Source organism: Rathayibacter sp. VKM Ac-2835 (assembly GCF_013266705.1).
Lineage (GTDB): Bacteria > Actinomycetota > Actinomycetes > Actinomycetales > Microbacteriaceae > Rathayibacter.
Genome location: NZ_JABSNQ010000003.1, coordinates 498,407 through 519,187 on the forward strand (window position 1 = coordinate 498,407; position 20,781 = coordinate 519,187).

Sequence of the window (20,781 nt, forward strand, 5' to 3'; positions counted from 1 at the left end):
TCCCCCGACAGGAGTCAGCAGTGACGACGACAGACATCGTGACGATCGCGACGAGGCCCCGCCTCGAGCGCCGTCCGCTCCGCAAGATCCTGGCCCGGCCCGAGACCGGCGCGTTCGTCGCCGCCCTCGCCGTGCTCGTGTTCTTCTCCCTCTACACCCCGCAGTTCCTGAGCTTCGCCGGCGCCGGGGTCTGGCTGGAGTCGGCCTCGACCTTCGGGATCATGGCCGTCGCCGTCGCGCTGCTGATGATCGGCGGCGAGTTCGACCTCTCCGCCGGCGTGATGACGGGCTTCTCCGCCCTCATCGTCGGGATCCTGACCACCCACTACGGGCTCAGCATCTGGGTGGCGGTCTTCGTCTCGCTGGTCGTCTGCCTCGGCGTGGGCGCCCTCAACGGCATCCTGGTGATGAAGACGGGGCTGCCGAGCTTCATCGTGACGCTCGGCACCTTCTTCGCCCTCGCCGGCATCGACCTGGCGGTGACGAAGATCATCACCGGCCAGGTCGCGATCCAGGGGATGACCAAGGTCCCGGGCTACGACGGCATCCAGCCGCTGTTCGGCTCGTCGGCCGGCATCGGCGGCGGCACCTTCTACGTCTCGGTGCTCTGGTGGTTCGTGGTGGCGGCCGTCGCGACCTGGATCCTGCTGCGCACCCGCGCCGGCAACTGGATCTTCGCCGTCGGCGGGGCGCAGACCGCGTCGCGCCAGGTCGGCGTCCCCGTGCTGAAGACCAAGATCGGCCTCTTCATGGGGACCGCCGGTGCCGCCTGGCTCGTCGGCATGATCTCGCTCTTCCGCACCTCGACGGTGCAGGCGAACACCGGCGTCGGCCAGGAGTTCATCTACATCATCTGCGCCGTCGTCGGCGGCTGCCTGATGACCGGCGGCTACGGCTCGGCGATCGGCGCCGCCCTCGGCGCGCTGATCTACGGGATGGTCTTCCAGGGCATCACCTTCGCCCAGTGGGACACCAACTGGCTGCGCACCGTCCTCGGCGGCATGCTGCTCGCCGCGGTGCTCCTGAACAACTTCGTCCGGACACGAGCAGGAGGCGGACGATGAGCGCCGACACGACGAGCGGCCCCTCGACCGGACAGCCGGCCGCGCCCCGCACCCCGGTGGGCACGACGATCGTCGAGGTCCGCGACATCGGCAAGAGCTACGGCGCCGTCAACGCGCTCGCCGGAGTCTCGACCACGGTCAACGCCGGCCAGGTCACCTGCGTCCTCGGCGACAACGGCGCCGGCAAGTCGACGTTCATCAAGATGCTCGCCGGCGCGCACACCCCCTCCGAGGGCGAGCTGCTCCTCGACGGGTCGCCGGTCACCTTCTCGTCGCCGCGCGCCGCGCTGCAGGCGGGGATCGCGACCGTCTACCAGGACCTCGCCGTCGTGCCGCTGATGCCGGTCTGGCGCAACTTCTTCCTCGGCTCCGAGATCACCAAGGGGCGCGGGCCGCTGCGCCGCCTGGACGTGAAGCGGATGAAGGAGATCACGCAGAGCGAGCTGGCGAACATGGGCATCGACCTGCGCGACGTCGACCAGCCGATCGGCACCCTCTCCGGAGGCGAGCGCCAGTGCGTCGCCATCGCCCGCGCGGTCTACTTCGGTGCCCGCGTGCTGATCCTCGACGAGCCGACCGCGGCGCTGGGCGTGAAGCAGTCGGGCGTGGTGCTCAAGTACATCGCCCGCTCCCGCGACGCCGGGCTCGGCGTGGTCTTCATCACCCACAACCCGCACCACGCCTACCCGGTGGGCGACCGCTTCCTGCTCCTCAACCGCGGCACCAGCCTCGGCAACTTCGAGAAGAGCGAGATCACCCTCGGCGAGCTGACCAGCCTGATGGCCGGCGGCGCCGAGCTCGCCTCCCTCGCGCACGAGCTCGAGCGCTCGATGCCGGACTCCGCGGTCACCGCGGAGCTCGCGCACGAGGCCGCCGCGAGGCCGGAGTGACGGACGCGCCGGCGCCCTACGACGTCCTGACCATCGGCCGGGTCGGGGTCGACATCTACCCGCTGCAGGACGGCCTCGGGCTCGAGGACGTCGAGACCTTCGGCAAGTACCTCGGCGGGAGCGCCGCGAACGTCGCGATCGCCGCCGCCCGGCACGGGCACTCCGCCGCGCTGATCTCGCGGGCCGGCGACGACCCGTTCGGCCGGTACGTGAAGCGCGAGCTGGTCCGGCTCGGCGTCTCCGACGAGTTCGTCGGCACCGAGCCGGACCTGGCCACGCCGGTCACGTTCTGCGAGATCTTCCCGCCGGACGACTTCCCGCTGTACTTCTACCGCAAGCCCAAGGCGCCCGACCTGGCGATCACGGCGCAGTCGCTCGACCTCGACGCGATCGTCCGGGCGAAGGTCTACTGGTCGACCGTCACCGGGCTCACGGAGGAGCCCAGCCGGTCCGCGCACTTCGTCGCCTGGCAGGCGCGCGACCGCCGGCCGTTCACCGTGCTCGATCTCGACTACCGGCCGATGTTCTGGCCGTCGCCCGAGCGGGCGTCGCAGGAGGTCGCCAAGGCCCTCGAGTGGGTCACCGTCGCGGTCGGCAACCGCGAGGAGTGCGAGGTCGCCGTCGGCGAGACCGACCCGTCGCGCGCGGCCGACGCGCTCCTCGACCGGGGCGTCGAGCTCGCGATCGTCAAGCAGGGGCCGCGCGGCGTGCTCGCGAAGACCCGCTCCGAGACGGTCGAGGTCGCACCCTTCCCGGTCCAGGTCGTCAACGGCCTCGGCGCCGGGGACAGCTTCGGCGGCGCGCTCCTCCACGGCCTCGTCGAGGGCTGGGACCTCGAGCGCATCCTCCGCTTCGCGAACGTCGCCGGCGCGATCGTCGCCTCACGGCGCGAGTGCTCGACGGCGATGCCCAGCACGGCCGAGGTCGAGGCCTTCCTGGAGGAGCGCACCGATGTCACTCTCTGACCGCGATGTCGCGGAGCTGCGCCGGCTCCGCGCCGAGGACCCGGCCGCCGTCGCACGGGCGCTCGCCGGGCGCCGCCGCCGTCCGCTGCTCGGCGGGAACGGCCGGCTGCTGCTCGTGGCCGCCGACCACCCCGCCCGCGGCGCGCTCGGCGTGCGCCGCGACGGCATGGCGATGGCCGACCGCTACGACCTGCTCGACCGCCTCGCGACCGCGCTCTCGCGGCCGGGAGTGGACGGGGTGCTCGGCACGCCCGACATCATCGACGACCTCGCCCTCCTCGGGCTGCTCGACGACAAGGTCGTCGTCGGATCGATGAACCGCGGCGGCCTGCGCGGCGCGTCCTTCGAGATGGACGACCGCTTCACCGGCTACGACATCGACGGGATCGTCCGCGACGGCCTCGACTTCGCGAAGACGCTGCTGCGGATCAACCTCGCCGACGCCGGCTCGGTCGCGACGCTCGAGGCCAACGCGGCGGCCGTGACCGCGGCGGCGGCCGCGCGGGTGCCGATCATGCTCGAGCCGTTCCTCAGCGAATGGGTCGACGGCGCCGTCGTCAACGACCTCTCCGCCGACGCCGTGATCACCTCGATCGCGATCGCCTCCGGGCTCGGCTCGTCCTCGGCCTACACCTGGATGAAGCTGCCCGTCGTCGGCGAGATGGAGCGGGTGATGGCCGCCACCACGCTGCCGACCCTGCTGCTCGGCGGCGACCCGACGGGGAGCCCCGACGAGACCTACGCGGCGTGGGGCGCTGCCCTCGCGCTGCCCGGCGTCCGCGGCCTCGTCGTCGGGCGCACCCTCCTCTACCCGGCCGACGGCGACGTCGCGGCAGCGGTCGACACCGCCGCCGCGCTCGTGCACGGCTGACCGCTTCCCTTCCCGACAAGCCCCTCTCCCACGAACCCCCTCTCCCACGAACAGAGACAGGAACCATGTCCGAGACCATCGGAACCACCCCGCTGCACCAGCTCGCCGTCGTCCCGCACTGGATCGACGGGCGCGAGTCGCCGTCGACCTCGGGCCGCACCGCACCGGTCTACGACCCCGCCTTGGGCGTCGCGACCAAGGAGGTCGCGCTGGCCGACGAGGCCGAGATCGCCGCGGCGATCGCCTCGGCCAAGGCCGCGTTCCCGGCCTGGCGCGACCTCTCGCTGGCCAAGCGGCAGCAGATCCTCTTCTCCTTCCGCGAGCTGCTGGAGGCGAAGAAGGGCGAGCTGGCCGAGATCATCACCTCGGAGCACGGCAAGGTGATCTCCGACGCACTCGGCGAGATCACCCGCGGCCAGGAGGTCGTGGAGTTCGCGACCGGCCTCGCGCACCACCTGAAGGGCGAGTACTCGGAGCAGGTCTCGACCGGCGTCGACGTGTACTCGACGAAGCAGCCGCTGGGCGTGGTCGGGATCATCTCGCCGTTCAACTTCCCCGCGATGGTGCCGATGTGGTTCTTCCCGATCGCGATCGCGGCCGGCAACACCGTGATCCTCAAGCCGTCCGAGAAGGACCCGACCGCGGCGATCTGGCTGGCGAAGCTGTGGAAGGAGGCCGGGCTGCCCGACGGCGTCTTCACCGTGCTGAACGGCGACAAGCAGGCCGTCGACGGGCTGCTGACCTCGCCGGATGTCCGCTCGATCTCGTTCGTGGGCTCGACTCCGATCGCGCAGTACGTCTACGAGACCGGGACGAAGCACGGCAAGCGCGTGCAGGCCCTCGGCGGGGCGAAGAACCACATGCTGGTGCTGCCGGATGCGGACCTCGACCTGGTCGCCGACTCGGCGATCAACGCGGGCTTCGGCTCGGCCGGCGAGCGCTGCATGGCGATCTCGGTCGTCGTCGCCGTCGAGCCCGTCGCGGACGAGCTGATCGGCAAGATCCAGGAGCGCGCGTCGCAGCTGCGCATCGGCGACGGCCGTCGCGGCTGCGACATGGGCCCGCTGGTGACCGAGGCGCACCGCGACAAGGTCGCCTCCTACATCGGCATCGCCGAGCAGGACGGCGCCGAGGTCGTCATCGACGGCCGCGGGATCGAGGTCGACGGCGACGAGAACGGCTTCTGGCTGGGACCCACCCTGCTCGACAAGGTGCCGACCACCTCGCGCGCCTACACGGAGGAGATCTTCGGACCGGTGCTCTCGATCGTCCGCGTCGCCTCCTACGAGGAGGGCGTCGAGCTGATCAACAACGGCGCCTTCGGCAACGGCACGGCGATCTTCACGAACGACGGCGGAGCCGCGCGGCGCTTCCAGAACGAGGTCGAGGTCGGGATGATCGGCATCAACGTGCCGATCCCCGTGCCGGTGGCGACGTTCTCGTTCGGCGGCTGGAAGTCCTCGCTCTTCGGCGACACGAAGGCCCACGGCGCGGAGGGCGTGCGGTTCTTCACGCAGCAGAAGGCGATCACGTCGCGCTGGCTCGACCCGTCGCACGGCGGCATCAACCTGGGCTTCCCTCAGAACTGAGGCCCTTCACCGGGAGGGTGGATCTCGATACGGCCGCTCCGCGTCCTACTCGATCAGCATGGGGCCCTTTCATGCTGGTCGAGTAGCCGCGCAGCGGCGTATCGAGACCCGCCCCGCCAGCACCCCCGCACCGAGACACGGAAGGCCTGAGATGACCACGCAGAACGAGTGGCTGTTCCCAAGGGGCGCGCTCGCCCGCGACGGCTGGGAGTCCGTCGTCGACGCCGGCCTGCCCGGCTGGCGGCACACGGGCCTCCGCGTCGCGGACCTCGCCCCCGGCGACGAGCTCGCGCTCCCCGCGGCGGGCGTCGAGCGCCTCGTCGTCCCGCTCTCCGGCTCCTTCACGGTCCGCCACGGGGCGACCGGCCCGGCCGAGACCACCGTCCTCGCGGGCCGGGCCTCGGTCTTCGACGGCCCGAGCGACGTGCTCTACCTCTCGACGCTGTCCTCCGCGACGGTGTCGGGGGAGGGCCGCGTCGCGATCGCGGAGGCGCCCGCCGCGACCGCGCACCCGAGCCGCTACGTCCCGCGCGCCGAGGTCCCCGTCGAGCTCCGCGGCGCCGGCCGCTCCAGCCGGCAGGTGCACAACTTCGGCACCCCGGCCGCGCTCGAGGCCGACCGCTTCATCGTCTGCGAGGTGATCACTCCGGCCGAGAACTGGTCGAGCTACCCCGCGCACAAGCACGACGAGGACGTCCCCGGCCACGAGTCGCGGCTCGAGGAGATCTACTACTTCGAGACCGCCGTCAGCCGCGGGGTCGCAGCGCCCGCGAGCGCCGAGCCGTTCGGGATGTTCAGCACCTCCTCCTCGCCCGCCGGCGAGATCGCGATCGACGCGACCGTGCGCACCGGCGACATCGCGCTCGTCCCGTTCGGCTATCACGGCCCCGCCGTCGCGGCGCCGGGCTACGACCTCTACTACCTCAACGTGATGGCGGGCCCGGGCGAGGAGCGCGCCTGGCTGATCAGCGACCACCCGGCGCACGGCTGGATCCGCAGCACCTGGGACGACCAGGACATCGACCCCCGACTCCCGTACACGAGCGACACACCCGACACGACCGACAGCACGACCAGCACCACCGGAGGACAGCACTGATGGCCGACAAGACCCAGCGGATGACCGTGAGCCAGGCGCTCGTCGAGTTCCTCGCCCGGCAGTGGACCGTGGACGGCGACCACCGCGAGCGCACGATCCCGGGGATGTTCGGCATCTTCGGGCACGGCAACGTCGCCGGCATCGGCCAGGCGCTCGCGCAGTCGAACGCCCTCGATCCGACCCTGATGCCGTACCACCAGGCGCGCAACGAGCAGGCGATGGTGCACCAGGCCGTCGGCTACGCGCGGATGCACCGCCGGCTCGGCACCTACGCCAGCGCCGCCTCCGTCGGCCCGGGCGCGGCCAACATGCTCACCGGCGCCGCCCTCGCGACCGCCAACCGGCTCCCGGCGCTGCTGCTCCCGAGCGACACCTTCGCGACCCGCGTCGCCGATCCGGTCCTGCAGCAGCTCGAGCTGCCGCACGACATCGGCATCACCGTGAACGACGCGTTCCGGCCGCTCTCGCGCTTCTTCGACCGCGTGCAGCGACCCGAGCAGCTCTACTCGATCGCCCTCGCCGCGCTGCGCGTGCTGACCGACCCGGCCGAGACCGGCGCGGTCACCATCGCCCTGCCCGAGGACGTCCAGGCCGAGGTGCTCGACGTCCCGGTCGCCTTCCTCCAGGAGCGCGAGTGGCACCTGCGCCGCCCGGTCCCGGAGCGCGGTGCGCTCGAGCGCGCCGTCGCCGCGATCGCCGGCGCGCGGAATCCGATCGTCGTCGCGGGCGGCGGCGTGATCTACTCCGGCGCGGAGGAGGCCCTGCGCGCGCTCGCCGAGGCCACCGGCGTCCCCGTCGCCACCACCCAGGCCGGCGGCGGCGCCCTCGCCTGGGACCACCCGCAGTACCTCGGCGGCATCGGCGCCACCGGCTCCACCGCGGCGAACCGCCTCGCGGCCGACGCGGACGTCGTCATCGGCATCGGCACCCGCTACAGCGACTTCACCACCGCGAGCCGCACCGTCTTCCAGAACGAGGACGTCGTGTTCGTGAACGTCAACATCGCCGCCTTCGACGCCTACAAGCACGGCTCGCAGCTGCCCGTCGTCGCCGACGCCCGCGAGGCGCTGGAGGCGCTCCGCGAGCAGCTGAGCCGGTTCCACGTGTCCGAGGAGCTCGCGGAGCGGATCCGCCGCGAGAAGGCGGAGTGGGACGCGACGGTCGACGCCGCGTTCGCCCCCTCCGGCCTCGCGCTGCCCGGCCAGGCCGAGATCATCGGCGCCGTGCAGTCCTCGACCGCGCCCGAGGACGTCGTCGTGCAGGCGGCCGGCTCGCTGCCCGGCGACCTGCACAAGCTGTGGCGGGTGCGCGACAGCCTCGGGTACCACGTCGAGTACGCCTTCTCCTGCATGGGCTACGAGATCGCCGGCGGCCTGGGCGTCAAGCGCGGGGCGGAGGCGTCGGGCTCGGACCGCGACGTCGTCGTGATGGTCGGCGACGGCTCCTACCTGATGCTGCACACCGAGCTCGTCACCGCGGTGGCCGAGGGGCTGAAGATCATCGTGGTGCTGATCCAGAACCACGGCTACGCCTCGATCGGGCACCTCTCCGAGACGGTCGGCTCCGGCCGCTACGGCACGAAGTACCGCGGGCTCGACGACCGCGAGATCCCGCTCGATCTCGCCGCGAACGCGCGCAGCTACGGCGTCGACGTGATCGAGGTGGCACCGGGCGGGTCCTCGATCGAGGACCTGCGCGCCGCGATGGCCGCCGCGAAGGCGTCGGACCGCACGACGCTGATCCACATCAACAGCGACCCGCTGCTCTACGCGCCGAGCGGCGAGGGCTGGTGGGACGTGCCCGTCGCCGAGGTGTCGGAGCTGCCGAGCACGCAGCGCGCGTACGCGGAGTACATGGAGCAGCGGGCGGCGCAGAAGCCGCTGCTCGGCTGAGCGCGACGACCGAGAGCGACCGGCTAATGTCAGGACATTTGCACAGAAAACGTCTAGGATGAGCACATCCGCCACCGGCGCCGTCGCGCCCGATCCTCTGGAGAAGACCATGAGCGCCACCGTCACCGCCGACACCGTGACCGCCGACGCGGCGACCGCCCCGTACGAGCCGCTGCGGGCCGGCGCTGCGACGGCGACCAGCCTCTGGAACGACTCCGCGGACCTCGAGGAGCTCGGCCGGTCGATCGCCTTCGGCGCGGTCGGCGCGACCTGCAACCCGGTCATCGCGCTCACCACGATCGAGAAGCACCTCGACGTCTGGGGTCCGCGGATCGCGGCGCTCGCCGAGCAGCACCCCACCGCGGGCGAGAGCGAGCTCGGCTGGCTGGCCATCGAGCAGATGTCGATCGAGGCGGCCGAGCTCCTGCTCCCCGCGTTCCGCGCGAGCGGCGGGCGCGACGGGCGGCTCTCGGTGCAGACCGACCCGCGCCTGCACCGCGACGCCGACGCGCTCGTCGCCCAGGCCGTGCACTTCTCGGAGCTGGCCGAGAACATCATCGTGAAGATCCCCGCCACCGCGATCGGCATCCGCGCGATCGAGGAGGCGACCTACCGCGGCGTCAGCATCAACGCGACCGTGTCGTTCACGGTCGCCCAGGCCGTGGCCGTCGCCGAGGCGATCGAGCGCGGCTTCGACCGCCGCGCGGCCGAGGGGCTGCCGGACCACGAGTTCGGCTCCGTCGTCACCATCATGGGCGGGCGGCTCGACGACTGGATCAAGGCGTCGGTCGCGGCCGACCGCCGCCTCGTGCAGCCCGGCCACCTCGACTGGGCGGGCGTCGCGGCGCTCAAGGAGGCGTACCGGATCTTCCGCGAGCGCGGCTACCGCTCTCGCATCCTCTCGGCCGCCTTCCGCAACCACCTGCAGTGGTCGGAGCTGGTGGGCGGCGACCTCGTCGTCTCGCCGCCGTTCGAGTGGCAGCTGCTGATCCACGAGAACCGCATCGAGGTCGACCCGGCGCAGATCGACGTCCCGGTCCCCGCCGAGATCCTCGCCGCGCTGCTGGAGCTCCCCGAGTTCCGCCGCGCCTACCTCGAGGACGGCATGACCGTCGACGAGTTCGGCTCGTTCGGCGCCACCCGCCGCACCCTCCGCCAGTTCCTCGACGCCGACGCCCGCCTCGACGCCCTCGTCCGCGAGATCCTCCTCCCGACGATCTAGCCGCTGCGTGCCGATGCGCGCGTTCCTGCTGATCGAGTAGCCCTCGCAGAGGGCGTATCGAGATCCGGCGCCGGTCAGCGGGCGAGGTGGGCGCGCCAGCCGCCGAAGGCGGTGATGTCGTCCGCGCCGGCGAGGGCGATCGGCTCGACGAGGAAGCCGCTGACGAGCGAGCCGTCGGCGAGCGACACCGAGCCGATGGCCATCGGCTGCGGGAGCGCCGCGACGAACGAGCCGAACGCCGCCTCGGTCAGCCGGTACACCTCCACCTCGAGCGCCGCGCCGCCCTCGGCGACGCGCACGACGCCGGGCTTGGGCGGCACGGTCGCCAGCGCGAACAGCCGGTAGTCGGCGCTCGTCGTCGTCGCCTCGACGAACTCCGCGTCGCGATCCGCGAGCTGGTGGTGCAGCGGCTGGTCGCGCAGGTGCGCGCCGGCGACGGCGAGAAGAACGGTGTTCGCGGCGGTGCTCATGAACGGCTCCAGACGAGATCGGCGAGCTGGTGGTCGGAGAAGGCGGGCCCGATCAGCTGCACGCCGAACGGCAGCCCGTCGACGACTCCCGCGGGGTAGGCGACGGCCGCCAGGTCGAGCAGGTTCGCGAAGTTGGTGAAGCGCCCGAGCCGCGAGTTGACGCCGATCGGGTCGGCCTCGACGGCCGCGAGCGTCGGGTGCTCGGTCGTCGTCGGCAGCAGCAGCGCGTCGATCCGCTCGAACACGGCGTCGGAGGCGACCCGCGCGCGGTCGAGCCGCTCCTGGTCCTGGAAGAGCCTCCAGGCCGGCAGCTCCCGCGACCGCGACACGATGCCGCCGACGACCGGATCCACCTCGTCCGGATGCGCGTCGACGAACTCGCCGACCGCCGCGTAGCGCTCGGCCACGAACGCGCCGTCGTAGAGCATCCGCGCGGTCTCGAGGAACACCTCGATGTCGAGCTCGACCAGCGTCGCCCCCGCCTCGCTCCAGCGGGCGACCTCGGCGTCGAACGCCTCGGCCCAGTTGGGCGCCAGCTCGCCGAGCTGCCCGGGCCGGGGGACGCCGATTCGCGCGGTCGAGGCGAACGGAGCGGCGACTCCGCTGCGGCTGAGCGGGTCGCGACCGTCCGGCCCCGCCATCACGTCGAGGGCGCGCCGGGCGATCGCCGGATCCTCCGCCATCACCGTCACCACGTCCAGGCTCCGGCAGGCCGGCACCACCCCGGCGGCGCTGACCCAGCCCTTGGTCGGCTTGAGCCCGACCAGCCCGTGGAACGCGGCCGGCACCCGGCCGGAGCCCGCGGTGTCCGTCCCGAGCGCGAAGTCCGCGCCGCCGAGCGCCACCGCGACCGCGGACCCGGAGGACGAGCCGCCCGAGATGCGCGCTGGGTCGACCGCGTGCCGCACCGCGCCGTACGGGGAGCGGGTGCCGACCAGGCCGGTCGCGAACTGGTCGAGGTTGGCCGAGCCGAGCACCACCGCGCCGGCCGCACGCAGCCGGGCCACCACGGTCGCGTCCTCGGCAGGGGCGTACGCGAACGCCGGGCAGGCCGCGGTCGTCTCCAGCCCCGCGACGTCGATGTTGCCCTTCACCGCGAACAGCAGCCCGGCGAGCGGGAGCGCCGGATCGACGGCCGCGAGCTCGGCCGCCACCTCCGCCTCGGGCCGCAGGGCGATGAACGCCTCTGGCCGGGCGGCCAGCCGCCGGTAGCGCTCGGCGACGTGCGCCGCGGGGTCCTGAAGCACGGGATCGTCCATCATGCTGCGTCCTCTTCCTCGGCCGACTCGGCCCTCGTCTCCAGCACCACGAGCACCGTGCCCGCGGCCACGTGCGCCCCGACCTCGGCGACCACGGCGACCACGCGCCCCGCCGCCGGGGCCGTCACGGGCGCCTCCATCTTCATCGCCTCGAGGGCGACCAGCGTCTGCCCGGCCGCGACCGCGTCGCCCACGGCGACGTCGATCCGGAACACCGTCGCCACGAACGGCGCCTCGACGCCCTCGCAGCCGTCCGGGATCTCCACGGCGGAGGACGCGGGCGGCGCGGGCACCGCCTCCACCCGGTCGAACTCGCCCGACGCCTCCCAGGCGGCGCGCTCGGCGCCGAAGGCCCCGGCCTGCACCGCACGGAAGTCCGCGATCGACTCCGCGTTCTCCGCGAGGAACTCCTGGTACTCCGCGAGCCCGAACTCGCCCTCCTCGATCCGCAGCGGCAGCCGCCCCGCGGCCATCTCGGAGCGCAGCTCGAGCAGCTCCTCCGGCTCCACCGGGTACCAGCGGATGCGGTCGAAGAACCGCAGCAGCCACGGCACGCCGGTCTCGAAGGCTCCGGCCTGGTGGTGCGTCGACCAGATCGGCACCGTGCGGCCGACGAACTGGTAGCCGCCCGGCCCCTCCATCCCGTAGATGCAGAGGTAGGCGCCGCCGATGCCGACGGCGTTCTGCGGCGTCCAGGTGCGCGCCGGGTTGTACTTGGTGGTCACCAGCCGGTGCCGCGGGTCGAGCGGAGTCGCGACCGGTGCGCCGAGGTAGACGTCGCCGAGACCGAGCACCAGGTACTCGGCCTCGAACACCGTGCGGTAGACCTCGTCGACGCTGTCCAGGCCGTTGATCCGGCGGATGAACTCGATGTTCCACGGGCACCAGGGCGCGTCGTCGCGGACGCCGGCCATGTAGCGGCGGATCGCCTCGCGCGTCGACGGGTCGTCCCACGCCAGCGGCAGATGCACCGTCCGGCTCGGCACGCGCAGGTCGGCCGTCGCGGGCAGCAGCGCCTCGGCCGCGAGCACGGCCTCGGCGACCGCGTCGGTCGAGGTCGTCCGCGGGTCGAAGTGCACCTGCAGCGAGCGGATGCCCGGGGTCAGCTCGATCACGCCGGGCAGCGCCGCGTTCTCGAGTGTCTCGGCGATCGCGTGCACGCGCATCCGCGAGGCGAGGTCGAGGATCGTCTCGCCGATCTCGACGAGCAGGTTCGCGTCGCCGCTGCGGCGCAGCACGAGCGACGGGTCGCCGTCGTGCGCGGGCCGGCGGTGCAGCACGCCCTGGTCCTCGACAGCCGCGCGGCCGGCCGCGGGCTCGTCGAGCGGAGCGTCGAGCAGCTCCGTCGCCTGCGCCGCGGTGACCGGCACGAAGCGCACCGTGTCGCCGGGGCGGAGCTGCCCGAGCCGCCAGAGGTGCCCGGTGGCGACGCTCGCCGGGCAGGTGAAGCCGCCGAGGCTCGGGCCGTCGGGTCCGAGCAGGATCGGCAGGTCGCCGGTGTAGTCGACGGCGCCGACCGCGTACGGGGTGTCGTGGATGTTCGAGGGGTGCAGCCCCGCCTCGCCGCCGTCCTCGCGGGCCCAGTGCGGCTTCGGGCCGAGCAGGCGGACGCCGGTGCGCGCCGAGTTGAAGTGCACCTCCCAGTCGGTCGCGTAGAAGACGGCCATGTCGTCCTCGGTGAAGAACTCCGGAGCGGCGTGCGGGCCCTCGAGCGCGGCGAGCGTCCAGGCGTGCGGGAACGCGGGGCGCTCCGCGGCCGGGACGACCGCCACGGCGTTCGGAGTGCTCGGCGTCCGCAGGCCGAGCACGTCGCCCGGGGCGAGCGCGCGCCCCGCGTGCCCGCCGATCGCGCCGAGGTCGAAGGTGCTGGCCGAGCCGAGCACGAGCGGGATGTCGAGCCCGCCCTCGACGAGCAGGTACATCCGCATGCCGCTCTCGGCCGTGCCGATCGCGAGCACGCCGCCGGCCGGCACCGCGACCGGCTCCCACGGCGCGATCGGCGCGCCGTCGAGCGTGACGGGCGCGGGTGCCCCGGTCAGCACCACGCGGGTCGCCGTGTGGAAGCGCAGCGTCGGCCCGGTCATCGTGATCTCGAGGCCCGGTGCGTCCTCGGGGTTGCCGAGCGCCGTGTTGCCGAGCCGGAACGAGAGCGGATCCATCGGCCCCGACGGCGGCACGCCGACCGGCCAGTAGCCCAGGCGCCCGGTGGCGTCCTGCACGGTCGTCAGCATCCCGCCCTTCAGCACCTCGACCCGCGGACTCGCGTCGCGCAGCCCGTCGAGGGTCGCGGTGGAGTGCTCGGCCGCGAGCACCGACGGCTCGGCCGCGATCGCCCGCAGCAGTCCGACGTTGGTCGCGATGCCGTCGACGCGGGTGGCGGCGAGCGCCCGGCCGAGCGCGGCCCAGGCCTCCTCGCGGGTGCCGCCGCTGACGATCACCTTCGCGAGGAGTGGGTCGTAGGAGGTGGAGACTTCGCTGCCGGGGCGGATCCAGCCGTCGACGCGGACGTCGTCCGGGAAGGTGCTGTCCGGGAAGCGCAGCCCGGTGATCGTGCCCGAGCTCGGCGCGTTGCCGAGATCCGGGTTCTCCGCGTAGACGCGCGCCTCGACGGCGGCACCGCTCGGCTCCGGGACCGCGTCGAGGAACGCGGTCTCGCCCTGCGCGAGCCGCAGCATCCACTCGACGAGGTCGATGCCGTAGCGCGACTCCGTCACCGGGTGCTCGACCTGGAGCCGGGTGTTCACCTCGAGGAACGCCGCCTCCTGCCGCACCGGGTCGTAGATGTACTCGACCGTGCCGGCGCTGCGGTAGCCGGCCTCGGCGCAGAGCCGGCGCGACGCCTCCGCGATGCGCTCGCGCACGGCGTCCGGCAGATCCGGCGCGGGGCTCTCCTCGACCACCTTCTGGTTGCGGCGCTGGAGCGAGCAGTCGCGGTCGCCGAGCGAGACGACGCGGCCGGCGCCGTCGCCGAAGACCTGCACCTCGACGTGCCGGGCGCGCTCGACCAGCCGCTCGAGGAACACGCCGGCGGAGGAGAAGCCGGCCTCGGCCAGGCGCCGCACCTCGCGCCAGGCGGCGCGCAGCTCGGCCTCGTCGCGGCAGGCGCGCATGCCGATGCCGCCGCCGCCCGCCGTCGCCTTGAGCATCACCGGGTAGCCGATCCGGTCGGCCTCGCGGGCCGCGTGGTCGGCGTCGTCGAGCAGCCCGGTGCCCGCCAGCAGCGGCACGCCCGCGCGCTCGGCGGCGTCGCGCGCCGTGTGCTTGGCGCCGAACACCTCCAGCTGCTCGGGCGTCGGGCCGACGAAGACGATCCCGGCCGCCGCACAGGCGCGCGCGAACTCGGCGTTCTCGCTGAGGAAGCCGTAGCCCGGGTGGATCGCGCCGGCGCCGGTCCGCGCGGCGGCCTCGAGGATCCGGTCGATCCGCAGGTAGCTGTCCGCCGCGGGCGCCGGCCCCAGCCGCACCGCCTCGTCGGCCAGCGCGACGTGCGCGGCGCCGAGGTCGGCGTCGGAGTAGACCGCGACGGTGCGCAGGCCCATCGCCTTCGCGGTGCGGAGGATGCGGACCGCGATCTCGCCGCGGTTGGCGACGAGGAGGGTGTCGAAGGTCATGCGGTCGCGCCCGCCCCGCTGTGCACGATCATCTCCGCGCGCGACGGGTCGAAGCCGTTGCACGGGTTGTTGATCTGCGGGCAGTTCGAGACGACGACGAGGGTGTCCCGCTCGGCCCGCAGCGTGACGCTGAGGCCGGGGGAGGAGATGCCGTCGACGATTCCGAGGGCGCCGTCCGGGTCGACCGGGACGTTCATGAACCAGTTCACGTTCGAGACCTGGTCGCGCTTGCCCATCCCGTGCCGGGAGAGCTCGGCGACGAAGTTCTCGGCGCAGGCGTGCTGCGCCGTGGTGTGGAAGCCGTAGCGGAGCGCGTTGCTCTCCTTCGAGCAGGCGCCGCCGAGGGTGTCGTGGCGCTCGACGTCGGTCGCCACGACGCTCAGCAGCGGGCGGTGCTCGGCGTCGCGCAGCACCGAGCCGGTGACGAGGTACACCGTCTCCTGCGCCTGCAGCGTCGCGGCGGCGGAGTAGGCGGTGCGGTCCTCCGCGTCGTAGGCGAGGAAGTCGACGGCCTGGTTGCCGTCGACGTCGACGATGGTCAGGAACTCGCCGCGCTTCAGGAGGCGCGACCAGGGGGCGCGGGCGGCGACGGTCTCGCGGTGGATCTCGGTGCCGTAGGCGGTGGTGGTGCCGGCGGTGCTCGTGCCGGTGCTGGTCGTGTCGGTGCTGGTGTCGGTGCCGGTGGTGCTCATGCGATGCCCCTCGCGCTCAGGTACTCGTCCGTCTGGAGGAAGGCGCGGCGGCCCTCCGGGGTGGCGTCGCGCTCGTCGGCGCTCGCCGGCTCGCCCGCCCAGGCGTGCACGTCGACCGCGCCGACCGTGAACTCCGGTCGCGGGTCGAGCGGATGCGCGGTGTTCGCCAGCAGGACGATCGCCGGCATCTCCAGCCGCAGCGTCACCGAGCGGCCGGGCCCGGCGCTGCCGAGCCACTCCGGGCTGCCGTCCTCGCGGATCCGCACCCCCTGGAAGTACGAGACGCTCGGCGGCAGATCGCGCCGGCCCAGCCCGTGCTTGGCGGCGCCGAGCAGCAGCAGCTCGCGCCCGGCCGGCGACGGGCCCTGCGGTGCACCGTCGCCGTAGCGCTCGACGTTCCGCGCCAGCGCGGTCGTGCCGTAGATCGTGTCGTGGCGGCCGGAGTCGTCGGCGACGGCGCTCGCGAGCACCCGGCCCTGGTCGCTGAGCAGCAGCTGGCCGGCGCCCGTGTAGACCTGCCACTGCACCTTGACGGTGTCCGCGACGTTCAGCCGCTCGTGCGGCTCCAGCGCGTTGTAGACCAGCAGCGAGACGCAGGCGTCGCCCGTGACGTCGGTCAGGCGGAGGCGCGTCCCGCGGGCGAGGACGCGGTGGCCGTAGCCGCCGCCCTCGATCCGCTCCGACCAGCGCAGGTCGTCGGGGGAGACGTCCGCCGGCGGCGCGGGGCGCGTGCTCGCGGCCGCCGCCTCCTGGGCGCGGGCGTGCTCGCGCGCACCCGCCGTGGTCGAGGTGCCTGATGTCGTCATGCTGCGCCTGCTCCGTCTGCTGGTCCGGTCGCTGCCGGGGTTTCTATCGCTCGACAGGAAGTCAACCGCGCCCCCGTGTCGCCCCCGTGACCCCGACGTTGCGATCGTGTTTCGCGCGCGTCCTGCTCGCCCACCCGCCCCTCGTCCGCCCGCCCCCGCCCCTCGTCTGCCGGCCCACTCCTCAAAAGTTGCGGTAGTCGCGCGCCACTACCGCAACTTTTGGAGAGTCGGCGGGGCTCGACGGCGCTGATACGGTCGAGCGCATGGCCAGCGCACCCCCCGGACGGCCGCGCGCCTCCGGGGCGTCGCTCACCGGGCTGGGCACGCGGGCGGACATCCTCGCGGCGAGCGCGGCGCTCTTCTGCACGGAGGGCTTCGGCGGCACCAGCACGCACGCCATCGCGGCGGCGGCCGGCATCCGCCAGGCCTCGCTCTACCACCACTTCGGCGGCAAGCACGCGGTGCTGCTCGAGCTGCTGCTCGGCACGGTGCAGCCCTCGCTCGACGCCGCCGCCGTGCTGCTCACCCGCGACGAGCCGCCGGCCGCGCGCCTCTGGGCGCTCTGCGTCTCCGACGCCCGCCTGCTCGCGGCCGGCGAGCACAACGTCGGCGCGCTCTACCTGCTGCCCGAGCTCGGCGACGAGCGCTTCGCCGAGTTCCGCGACCGCCGCTCCGAGCTGGAGACCGCCTACCGCACCCTCGTCGCGGCCTGCGGCGCCGCCGATCCCGCGACCGGCGCCTCCCTCGTCCTCGCCCTGGTCGAGAACGTCATCCTCCAGCGCCGCCGCCAGCCCGCCGAGCCGCGCACCTCGCCCGAGGCGGTCGCCCTCGCGGCCCTCCGCGTCCTCGACCTCCCGCGCCCCGCCGTCGCCGAGGCGCTCGCCGCGGGCCCGGCCCTGCTCGCCCGAGTCTGACCCCGCGTCCGCCCCGCCCGCCGAGCCTGCCGAGCCCCCGCCCATCATCCAAAAGTTGCGGTGGTCGCGGCCGACTACCGCAACTTTCGCGTTCTCGCGGAGGGGGACGCGCGCCGGAGTTAACAGGATCGACCCACGCCCGAAAAGAACCGCGACCGAGCGCGCGGCAGGATCCGTGTCTATCAACCGATAGAAACACCCCGCCGCACCACCCAGCAGCTCGGAGCACGCATGATCATCCTCGGAGTGGGGATCACCGTCGTGGTGATCCTCGCCGTCGGCATCGCGGTCGCCCGCAAGATCGACGGCGACAGCGCCAACTACCTCGTCGCCGGACGCCGCCTCGGCATCCCGCTCGTCGCCGTCAGCCTCACGGCCGCGGCGGTCGACTCGAACGCCACCGTCGGCAACACCGACCTCACCTCGCAGTTCGGCTTCTGGGCGGGCGCCTCGCTCGCGATCGGCCTGGCGATCTGCCTCCTGATCACGGGCCTCTTCCTCGCCAAGCCGATGAACGCGATGAAGCTCTTCACCCTCGCCGACTTCTTCCGGATGCGCTACGACCGCACCACCGAGGTCGTCGCCTCGGTGATCATGGTCTTCTCCTTCACGATCCTGCTGGCCGGCAACCTGGTGGCCTGCGGCTTCCTGCTCGAGCGCTTCGCCGGCATCCCGTACGCCTGGGGCGTGATCCTCTCGGTCGCGCTGGTGCTCAGCTACACGATCGCCGGCGGCCTCTTCTCCGACGCGTACACCGCGGCCATCCAGACCGTGATCACGGTCGTCGCGGCGGTCTCGCTGCTGGTCTGGGTCGCGCTCGCCTACGGCATCGTCATCCCCGAGGGCATGGGGCCGTTCGACTTCGAGCAGCTCACCGACCCGGCGATGGGCGCCCCCGTCAACTGGGCCACCCTCGTCGCCCTCGGCATCGGCGACCTGGTCGCGATCGACTTCATGCAGCGGATCTTCGGCGCCAAGTCGCCCGAGGTCGCCCGCCGCGCCTGCTACGCCGCCGCCGTCGGCACCGCGGCCATCGGCTCGATCTTCGCGATCGTCGCCCTCAGCGCCACCGCCGTCCTGGGCCTCTCGGCCGCCGACGGCCCGGTGCTGTTCACGCTGCTCGACGACTACGCGCCGCCGGTCATCGCGATCCTGGTGCTCTCCGGAGTCGTCGCCGCCTCGTTCTCGACGGCGTCCGGCGCGATCCTCGCCACCTCGGCGATCGTCGTGCGCAACGTGCTCTCGGTCCGCCGCCACTCCGGGACCGGCCCCGACCCGCTGCTGCGCTGGACCCGCGTCGCCATGGTGCCGATCGTGATCCTGGGCTCGTTCCTCGCGATCCGAGTCAGCCAGACCGGCATCCCTCGCCGCGCCGTTCCTGCTCGGCGTGTTCTGGAAGCGCCCCGGAGTCGTCGCCGCGCTCACCGCGGCCGGCGTCGGCCTGGTCGTCCGCCTGGTCTTCCTGGCGCTCACCCCGACCCTCTACGGCGTGCCGAACGACATCCTCTACGTCCCGAACGACCTGATCGGCGCCGGTTTCGACGGCTACGCCACCCTCGTCGCCGCCGCGATCGGCTTCGGCACCTTCGTCGTGGTCGGCTTCCTCGCCCCGCGCACCCCGCGCGAGCTCGAGGGCGAGCGCTCCGTCCGCACCGAGCTCGACCGCGAGCAGCAGGGAGCCCTCGAGCCCGCGGGAGTCTGACCCCCGTCGCGAGTCCGCCTCCTGCCGCGAGATGCCACTTGTGCACGCGACACGCCGTGAAAAGCGTGCACAAGTGGCATCTCGCGGGGAGTGACTCACGGGAGGGGGAGCAGGACCGTCGGGGCGGGGGCGGCCTCGCGGCCCTCGAAGGCCACCGGCTGGCAGACCATCAGGTAGTCGCCGGGCTCGACCTGCGCGAGGTCCGCGTTCTCGAGGATCACGACGCCCGCGCCGCAGAGGATCACGTGGGTCGGCCACTCCTCGGTGTGCGCGGGCGCCTCCATCGTCATGTAGTCCAGGCCTGCGAAGAGCACGCCGTGCTCGACCAGCCAGCGGGCCCCGCTCGGCGCGAGGCCGACCCAGGTCTCCGACTTCACCGAGCGGGTCAGCGCGTCGGTCGAGTTGCGCGTGCGGAACAGCACGCGCACGGCCCCCTCGGCGCCGGCCGCGACGAGGTCCTCGTCGGTGATCTCCTCGGCGACGTGCCGCAGGTCGAGCACCCGGACCGGCCCGACCACGCTCTCCAGCGCGATCTCGTCGACGGTCGCGCCGCCCGGCACGAAGTGCGACGGCGCGTCGACGTGCGTGCCGGTGTGTGCGCCGATCAGCCAGCGCGAGACGTCGGAGGGGTAGCCGTCCACGATCCGCTCGACCATCTCGTACGTCGGCCGCCGGCCCCAGTGGAGCATCTCGGTGGTGATCGGGATGTTGATCGGGATGGCGCCGGTCATGCGAGCCCTCGTCTCATGCGGGAGTGGATCAGTGGATTCATTTACGACTATATTGGATCCAATCCGAGTGCGAAGGGGGACCGCATGATCACCGAGGACTGGCCCGGCGCCCTCGCCGGCGATCGCCCCCACCGCCTCGTGCCGCTCGTGCTCGGTCATGAGCCGATCGCCGAGTCGATCTCGCTCCGCGGCGGCGACCCGGCCCGCTTCCTCCTCGAGCCGGTCACCGGCGCGGCGATCGACCTCGGCGACTCCTGGATCCTGATCGACGGCGGCTTCCACCTCGACCGCGTCCGCGACCCGGCGCAGCGCGCCGCGCACTACGACTACGAGAGCTACACCGCCGTCGTCCCGCCCGGCGACGCGCTCGCCGAGGGGATCGCCGCGGCCGGCCTGCGCTGGGAGGACCTCGCCCTCGTCGCCCTCTCGCACCTGCACCTCGATCACACCGGCGGGCTGCGCCTCGCTCCCGCCGGCACCCCGGTCGCCCTGCAGCGCCGGGAGTGGGAGTGGCTCGGCGAGGGTCTCGGCCGCCGCGAGACCGTCGTCCCGGCCGACCTGCTCGAGGCCGACGTGCGGGTGCTGCTCCTCGACGGCGACACCGAGCTGGCCCCCGGCGTCGCCGCGCTCGACACCCGCGGGCACACCCCGGGCCACCAGTCGTTCCGGATCGACCTCGCCGACCGCTCGATCGTGCTCGCCTGCGACGCCGCCGACCTGCAGCGCAACCTCGACGAGCGCACCCCCTGCGGCTGGACGGCCCGCCCGTCGGACGCGGACGCCGCGCAGCGCTCGATCGAGCGGCTCGCGGACCTCGCGGCGCAGCACGGAGTCGATGGCCGGCCGGTCGAGGTCTGGCCCGGTCACGACCCCGATCAGCCCGCCTGGCGCGACTTCCTCGGCGTTCGCTGAGACGCTCTTGCACGAGCGCTCCCGCCGTTGTAAATACTTGTGTGTCACCGGCGAAAGGCCCGGTGGCGACCGATTTCCAGCGAGTGAGGAGA

The 20,781-nt window shown here is 73.1% G+C and carries 17 protein-coding genes and 1 pseudogene; 12 read left to right on the plus strand and 6 right to left on the minus strand.

Annotated features, from left to right (window positions below; translation table 11 throughout):
• Window positions 1-20: 20 nt before the first annotated feature.
• The 8 genes from HRK28_RS16075 (at window position 21) to HRK28_RS16110 (ending at window position 9,592) form a co-directional block, all read left to right on the plus strand.
• Window positions 21-1,064, plus strand: a complete 1,044-nt coding sequence (locus HRK28_RS16075; RefSeq protein WP_160086541.1) for an ABC transporter permease — start codon at window positions 21-23, stop codon at window positions 1,062-1,064.
• Entirely contained in the window at window positions 1,061-1,954 is an 894-nt protein-coding gene (locus tag HRK28_RS16080) for an ATP-binding cassette domain-containing protein (protein WP_173252333.1), read from the plus strand. Before HRK28_RS16075 ends, HRK28_RS16080 begins: the two co-directional genes overlap by 4 nt.
• Window positions 1,951-2,919, plus strand: a complete 969-nt coding sequence (iolC, locus tag HRK28_RS16085; RefSeq protein ID WP_160086545.1) for a 5-dehydro-2-deoxygluconokinase — start codon at window positions 1,951-1,953, stop codon at window positions 2,917-2,919. Before HRK28_RS16080 ends, iolC begins: the two co-directional genes overlap by 4 nt.
• Window positions 2,906-3,790 (plus strand): deoxyribose-phosphate aldolase, encoded by an 885-nt coding sequence (locus HRK28_RS16090; RefSeq protein ID WP_173252334.1) that lies wholly within the window; start codon window positions 2,906-2,908, stop codon window positions 3,788-3,790. The genes iolC and HRK28_RS16090 overlap by 14 nt, the downstream gene beginning before the upstream one ends.
• 65 nt (window positions 3,791-3,855) lie before the next feature.
• Complete coding sequence (locus HRK28_RS16095) at window positions 3,856-5,379, plus strand: CoA-acylating methylmalonate-semialdehyde dehydrogenase (protein WP_173252335.1); 1,524 nt, start codon at window positions 3,856-3,858, stop codon at window positions 5,377-5,379.
• 151 nt (window positions 5,380-5,530) lie between these two features.
• Window positions 5,531-6,478 (plus strand): 5-deoxy-glucuronate isomerase, encoded by a 948-nt coding sequence (iolB, locus tag HRK28_RS16100; protein WP_173252336.1) that lies wholly within the window; start codon window positions 5,531-5,533, stop codon window positions 6,476-6,478.
• Window positions 6,478-8,370 (plus strand): 3D-(3,5/4)-trihydroxycyclohexane-1,2-dione acylhydrolase (decyclizing), encoded by a 1,893-nt coding sequence (iolD, locus tag HRK28_RS16105; RefSeq protein ID WP_173252337.1) that lies wholly within the window; start codon window positions 6,478-6,480, stop codon window positions 8,368-8,370. The genes iolB and iolD overlap by 1 nt, the downstream gene beginning before the upstream one ends.
• Before the next feature lie 58 nt (window positions 8,371-8,428).
• On the plus strand, window positions 8,429-9,592 hold the full coding sequence (locus HRK28_RS16110) for a transaldolase family protein (RefSeq protein WP_254304938.1): 1,164 nt from the start codon (window positions 8,429-8,431) through the stop codon (window positions 9,590-9,592).
• 74 nt (window positions 9,593-9,666) lie between these two features.
• Here the strand turns inward: HRK28_RS16110 and HRK28_RS19810 are convergent, their stop codons facing one another.
• The 5 genes from HRK28_RS19810 to HRK28_RS16130 are packed head-to-tail and all read right to left on the minus strand — an operon-like array spanning window position 9,667 to window position 16,430.
• Window positions 9,667-10,062 (minus strand): hypothetical protein, encoded by a 396-nt coding sequence (locus tag HRK28_RS19810; protein ID WP_217274810.1) that lies wholly within the window; start codon window positions 10,060-10,062, stop codon window positions 9,667-9,669.
• Window positions 10,059-11,324 (minus strand): allophanate hydrolase, encoded by a 1,266-nt coding sequence (gene atzF / locus HRK28_RS16115; RefSeq protein ID WP_217274811.1) that lies wholly within the window; start codon window positions 11,322-11,324, stop codon window positions 10,059-10,061. The genes HRK28_RS19810 and atzF overlap by 4 nt, the downstream gene beginning before the upstream one ends.
• Window positions 11,321-14,932, minus strand: a complete 3,612-nt coding sequence (uca, locus tag HRK28_RS16120) for an urea carboxylase (protein ID WP_173252338.1) — start codon at window positions 14,930-14,932, stop codon at window positions 11,321-11,323. The genes atzF and uca overlap by 4 nt, the downstream gene beginning before the upstream one ends.
• Window positions 14,929-15,624 carry an urea amidolyase associated protein UAAP2 gene (locus HRK28_RS16125; protein ID WP_173252339.1) on the minus strand — a complete coding sequence of 232 codons (696 nt, stop codon included), beginning with the start codon at window positions 15,622-15,624 and terminating at the stop codon, window positions 14,929-14,931. The genes uca and HRK28_RS16125 overlap by 4 nt, the downstream gene beginning before the upstream one ends.
• On the minus strand, window positions 15,621-16,430 hold the full coding sequence (locus HRK28_RS16130) for an urea amidolyase associated protein UAAP1 (RefSeq protein ID WP_173252340.1): 810 nt from the start codon (window positions 16,428-16,430) through the stop codon (window positions 15,621-15,623). The genes HRK28_RS16125 and HRK28_RS16130 overlap by 4 nt, the downstream gene beginning before the upstream one ends.
• A 263-nt stretch (window positions 16,431-16,693) precedes the next feature.
• Here HRK28_RS16130 and HRK28_RS16135 point away from each other — a divergent pair, with 263 nt between their 5' ends.
• From HRK28_RS16135 to HRK28_RS20240, 3 genes and pseudogenes are all read left to right on the plus strand, one after another.
• On the plus strand, window positions 16,694-17,344 hold the full coding sequence (locus HRK28_RS16135; protein WP_173252341.1) for a TetR/AcrR family transcriptional regulator: 651 nt from the start codon (window positions 16,694-16,696) through the stop codon (window positions 17,342-17,344).
• A gap of 231 nt (window positions 17,345-17,575) precedes the next feature.
• A pseudogene (locus HRK28_RS20895) lies at window positions 17,576-18,646 on the plus strand (hypothetical protein); the annotation flags it as partial.
• A gap of 85 nt (window positions 18,647-18,731) precedes the next feature.
• The gene (locus HRK28_RS20240) at window positions 18,732-19,046 is read left to right on the plus strand and encodes a hypothetical protein (RefSeq protein WP_254304941.1); all 315 of its coding nucleotides are present in this window, start codon (window positions 18,732-18,734) and stop codon (window positions 19,044-19,046) included.
• 95 nt (window positions 19,047-19,141) lie between these two features.
• Here HRK28_RS20240 and HRK28_RS20245 read toward each other — a convergent pair whose 3' ends face one another.
• Window positions 19,142-19,777 (minus strand): cyclase family protein, encoded by a 636-nt coding sequence (locus tag HRK28_RS20245; RefSeq protein WP_254304942.1) that lies wholly within the window; start codon window positions 19,775-19,777, stop codon window positions 19,142-19,144.
• An 84-nt stretch (window positions 19,778-19,861) separates the two neighbouring features.
• On the opposite strand from HRK28_RS20245, the gene HRK28_RS20250 reads away from it, so the two are divergent.
• Window positions 19,862-20,689 carry an N-acyl homoserine lactonase family protein gene (locus HRK28_RS20250; RefSeq protein ID WP_160086569.1) on the plus strand — a complete coding sequence of 276 codons (828 nt, stop codon included), beginning with the start codon at window positions 19,862-19,864 and terminating at the stop codon, window positions 20,687-20,689.
• The last annotated feature ends 92 nt before the right edge of the window (window positions 20,690-20,781 follow it).